Origin of the sequence: Actinosynnema sp. NPDC023658 (assembly GCF_040639995.1) — a bacterium.
Lineage (GTDB): Bacteria > Actinomycetota > Actinomycetes > Mycobacteriales > Pseudonocardiaceae > Actinosynnema.
Genome location: NZ_JBFAAX010000412.1, coordinates 1 through 5,168, shown reverse-complemented (window position 1 = coordinate 5,168; position 5,168 = coordinate 1). Strand labels below are relative to the sequence as shown.

At 72.0% G+C, this 5,168-nt stretch carries 3 protein-coding genes; all 3 read right to left on the bottom strand.

What is annotated here, in order from left to right; genetic code table 11:
- A partial coding sequence (locus AB0G02_RS27770) for a DUF4157 domain-containing protein (RefSeq protein ID WP_360799303.1) occupies positions 1 to 1,563 on the bottom strand: 1,563 nt, incomplete at its 3' end.
- A gap of 121 nt (positions 1,564 to 1,684) precedes the next feature.
- On the bottom strand, positions 1,685 to 3,571 hold the full coding sequence (locus AB0G02_RS27765; protein ID WP_360799301.1) for a DUF4157 domain-containing protein: 1,887 nt from the start codon (positions 3,569 to 3,571) through the stop codon (positions 1,685 to 1,687).
- 344 nt (positions 3,572 to 3,915) lie between these two features.
- The coding region (locus AB0G02_RS27760; RefSeq protein WP_360799299.1) for an ATP-binding protein at positions 3,916 to 5,168 on the bottom strand (1,253 nt) is incomplete at its 5' end.

Genomic DNA, 5,168 nt, shown 5'->3' with positions numbered 1-5,168 from the left:
CTTGTACGCGTCCTCTTCGGCGATCGGGTCCTTCCTCGAAGAGGCGAGCACGTTGTTGACGAACGTGTGGATGCCCCGTCGCTCCTTGGCGGAGGCGGGCAGCGTGAAGGAGAACGGCCCACCGCCCTCGCTCCGGCCGGCCCGGCGCACCGGGTCCATGCCGCCCTGGAACCGGTAGGCACCGCCCCGGTAGTTCGGGTCCCGGTCGGGGGTGACCCCCGAGCCGATGACGCCGACCACCCCGGAACCTGCTTCGGAGGTGACCATGCTGAGCGCCTCCGGCGAACCGGAGACCACGTAGGTGTTGTAAGCGTCCGAACCGCCTTCCGGCAGCCCGATCCCCTCGCCCGCCCCGGGGCGCAACCCCTCCGTCCTGATGCCGAACTGGATCTCCTCCCCGGTGACGTGGACGAAGGTCTGGACGCCGTCCGGCAGGGGCGGGACGCCCTCCAACCGCCTGCGGGTCCTCATCAACCTGGCCGGCTCGACCTCGGGGATCGATTCGTCGTCGCCGGACGAGGACTGCTCCGGCGAGCCGCGGCCGGCGGTCGTCGTCGCGCCCGTCTCCGGTGACGGTGTCCGCGGCGGGTTCGCCTCCTGCTCCTCCAGGAACGTGATCTCCTGGCGCTCGCCGCCCATCAGCCGGCGCAGTCCGACGATGACGGCCCGCTTCTGCTCGCTCGCGGACCGGTTGAGCACGGCCATGCCGCGGCTGTTCTGGTTCCGCTCCCACTCCTGGATCGCGCCGTCCAGCTCGTCCAGCACGCGGGTGCGGGCGGCGGTGTCGGCGCTGGGCAGGCCGGCGTACCGCTGGACGAGTGCGACGATGGGCGGCCAGAACGACTGCTGCTGCCCGATGCCCGGTCGGCCGGCCTGCAACCGTTCCGCCGCCCTGGTGTCCGACTCCTGGCTCCAGGTCGCCGGGGTCCGCTGCACGGTGACCGCGCCGCCGCCGGATTGCGGTGCGGCGTGATCCGAGTGCTGGTGGCCCGCGTGCTGGTGGCCCACGTGTGCCGCGTTGCCCTCCAACGCCCGGGTGGCGTTGACGTCGGCGGCTTTCTCCTGCTCGTCCGACGGGTGGCTCACCCGAACCCCGTCACCCCGATCCGTGCCACCCTCCACCAGACCCCTGCGCTGAGTCCGCACATGATCCAACTCGTGCAACCACGTGTGCATGTCCAAATCCCGCGGAGCCACCACATGCTCACCCGTCGTATAAGCACGCGCCCGCAACTCCTTCGCGGACCGCATCGCCGCACCATCGGAGTGGACTTGCACTCCGGAAAAGTCCTCCCCGTAACTCGCCTCCGCGAACCGCTGCACCTCCGGCGGCAACGAACCACCCCGACGCCCCACCACCTCCTCCACGCTCGACCGCTGCACCTGCGGTCCGTCCCCGAAGGCCTCGTCGGCCCGTCGGGCGAACTCTACGAACCGGCTGGTCGCCGCGTTGCCGACGGATCGCTGCAACTCCGACAGCCCACCCGGTTCCGACCAGTCCGGTGGGGCCGGTCGGACCGCACCTCTCCCCTTCTCGTCGGCGTTGTGGTCCTGATCGCGCATGGAGCCTCCTGGGTTGAGGTGGTGGATCACCGCGGTGTTGCCGGACCGCGGACGAACGGCGTCCCGACGCCGTCGGCGGTGCTGTCCCCCTTCCTGGCGCACGGGGTGGGACCTGTCGCCCTCAGGAGTCGGAATCGGAGGAGTCGTCGTCCCGCAGCCCGCGCGCGAACCGCTTGATGGCGAGGTCGACGTGCGTGGCGGCGTGCAGGGCGCGGCGGATCAGCACCCTGCGCGCGTCCGGGGTCTCCGCCCCGTCGAAGTCGTCGGTGAACGTCCGGAGCACCGCCAGCAGCGTTTCCCGGGCCCGCAGGAACTCCCCGAGCCTCGGGTCGTCGTCGCGGCCCTCCCACCACTCGCTCAAGTCGCTCAACATCGACGACACGTCGGCTATCCGGTCCTCCACGTTGCGGCGGAGGGCGGCCTGCTCGGCCTCCACGTCGTCGTGGGCGAGCCCTTGGTACCGGTCGAGCGGGTCGTAGGGCACGTCGAAGTTCTGCGCCACGTCCATCACCTCGTGCAGGGTGTGCGGCGCCAACGACGTGTGGTCGTAGTACACCCGCCAGAACGCGAAGATGCTGTGCGCCAACGCAGTCGACTCCTCCAGCGTGGCGTCCACCCACCGCGCGAGGTTGAGCATGTGGATGGTGGTGTTCGACGCGCCGGACCACACCGGCAGGTCGTGCTGCCGGGCGAACCGCGTGCTGCGCGCCTGCTCGTTCCGGGTGCCCTGGTCGGTGCGCCCGCGGTCGGGGGTGGTGGCCCGCGTGCCGTCCTCCCGGATCCCCGCCGTGCTGTCGATCATGGACGCGGCCGGTGCGGGCATCAACCCGTTGCCCGCACCGCGCGGGTTCCAGGGCCGCTGGTCGCCGAAGTACTCCATGAGGTCGTGCAGCACGACCGCCTTGTCCAGGAAGGTGTAGTTCGTCGGGCGGACCAGGACGTCCAGGACGCCCTCCCGGATGGTCAGCATGACCTGCGGGTCGGCCCGCGTGCCGTTCATCGCGAGGTAGTACTGGTACCAACCCCGCGGTCGCTCGTGGTTGCCGAGGTCCGGGTTGCCCCGCACCGGGCCGCTGGTGGTCGCCTGCTGGAGCTCGCGCAGGACGTCCTGGTACTTGGCCGCGACCTGGTCGTCCTCGCTGTCCGCGAGGCTGTCGATCTTCTGCACGACCCGGTACAGGAGGCTGTTGAGCTGGAGGTCCACCTCGGGGTTGCGGATGATCTCCTGGGCGTACTGCTTCTCGGCGCGGCGTCCCGGTTTCGCCGCCACCCACCCGTGCAACGCGGTCTCCAGGTCGTCGACCCTGGCGTAGGTGCGGTTCTGCGCCTTGCGCCCCCACGGTGACCGGCCGGTCTCCGTCCCGGGCACCTCCTGCACCCACTTCCAGAACTGCGCCTCCATCGCCGTGCGCTCCTCGGCTCCGCGGGCCTGGAACGCGGGCAGGGACGCGACCTCGGCCCACACCTGCTGCACCTGGTTCCGGGCACCCTCCGAGGTCGTGGTGAGCTGGGTCCCGCCCACCTTGAGCGCCCGCTGCACGGTCGGCCCGCCCCCATCGCCGGCCGCCGTCGGGCCCGGCACGACCGGGTGGTCACCGCTCAGGGCGCGGGTGGCGTTGACGTCGGCGGCCTTCTCCTGCTCGTCCGACGGGTGGCTCACCCGCACCCCGTCACCCCGATCCGTGCCACCCTCCACCAGACCACGACGCTGAGTCCGCACATGATCCAACTCGTGCAACCACGTGTGCATGTCCAAATCCCGCGGAGCCACCACATGCTCACCCGACGTATAAGCACGCGCCCGCAACTCCTTCGCAGACCGCATCGCCACACCATCGGAATGCACCTGCACCCCCGAGAAGTCCTCCCCGTAACTCGCCTCCGCGAACCGCTGCACCTCCGGCGGCAACGAACCACCCCGACGCCCCACCACCTCCTCCACGCTCGACCGCTGCACCTGCGGTCCGTCCCCGAAGTCCTCGTCGGTCGACTCCTCGAAGTCGTCCACCGCCGGTAGGGCGCGGCGGCGCGTCCTGTCGCCACGGGCGCGATCGTCGTCATGGCCGTGCATGGAACCTCCCCGTCGGGACGGTGGATCGACTCGACATCGCCGGGCAGTGCCCGACCCCGCTCCTCGGCACGCGCTCGCGTGCCGGCGGGCACCGCACAGCCTGCTGCGGCGGATCACGCGCGGACAGGGCCGGCGGGCCACCGATGAGGGCAGTGCCGATGCCCGAAGGTGCTCCCCCGGGCCGAGTTGCCCGATCAGGCGCACGCCTTGACCGTGCACCGGCCGGCGCGGGCCGAGGCGCCGGCGGAGGGCGTCGGACCGGGACGGGGGTCGTGCCGCGTTCAGCGCACCTCGTCGAACCAGCGCCCGAACTCGCTCTCCAGCACCAGTCGGCCGAGCTTGCGGTACTCCAGGTGCACGGCCGTCACCACGTCGGCCATGCCCACGGACCGATCGGCGGCGGCGGCGCGGTAGGCCGCGGTCACCGCGCACGCGCGGATCGAGCCACCGGCCAGCTCGAAGCGCTCCGCGCAGAACGGCAGGTCCAGGTCGTCGGCACGGGGCAGCGCGGGCCCCAGGCAGCGGTCCCACAGGGCGAGGCGCTGCTCGGCGTCGGGCACCGGGAAGTCCGCGATGACGTCGATCCGCCGGGTGAACGCGTCGTCCACGTTGGACCGCAGGTTGGTGGTGAGCACGGCGATGCCGTCGAAGGACTCCATGCGCTGCAACAGGTAGGCGGACTCGACGTTGGCGTACCGGTCGTGCGCGCTCTGCACCTCCGACCGCTTGCCGAACACGGCGTCGGCCTCGTCGAACAGCAGCACGCCGTGCACGCCCGCGGCCTCGGTGAAGATCCGTTCCAGGTTCTTCTCCGTCTCACCGACGTACTTGTCCACCACCGTCGACAGGTCGACCACGTACAGGTCCATGCCGATCTCGGCGGCCACGACCTCGGCGGACATGGTCTTGCCGGTGCCGGACTCGCCCGCGAACAACGCGACCACGCCGCGACCGCGTCCGCCGCCGGGGCGCATCCGCCACTCACCCAGCACGCGTTCGCGGTGCCGGGCCCGCACGACCAGCTCCGCGAGCTGGTTGCGGGTCTGCGCGGGCAGCACCACGTCGTCCCAGCCCACCGCGGGCACGATCCGCCTGGCCAGGCGGTCCAGCCCGGCGCCGTTCTGCGCCCGCACCCCGGCCCGCACGTGCTCCAGCCCGACCGGCCGCCCCTCCACGACGGCCAGGCGCGTGGCCACGGCCGCCGCCCGGTCGACCTCCTCGGCACCCAGCCGGTAGCCGGCCAGGTCGGGCAGGAACGCGGGTTCGCCGCCGAACGCGCGCGTCCACCACGCCGCCCGTTCGGCGGGCAGCGGCGACGGCACCGGCACCGACACCACGGGCCGCGCGGTCCACTTCGGGTCCCAGTGCTGCTTGCTGTGCAGGACGACCGGCACGTCACCGGCCAGACCGACCAGCTCGCGCAGCGACCGCGTCCGTTCGGGCACGAGCGGTTCCAGCGGGCCGAGCACGATCCCCGCGCCGCGCAACCGGGCCTCCCGGATCACGGCGGCCAGGTCGGGGTGGTCGTGGTCGG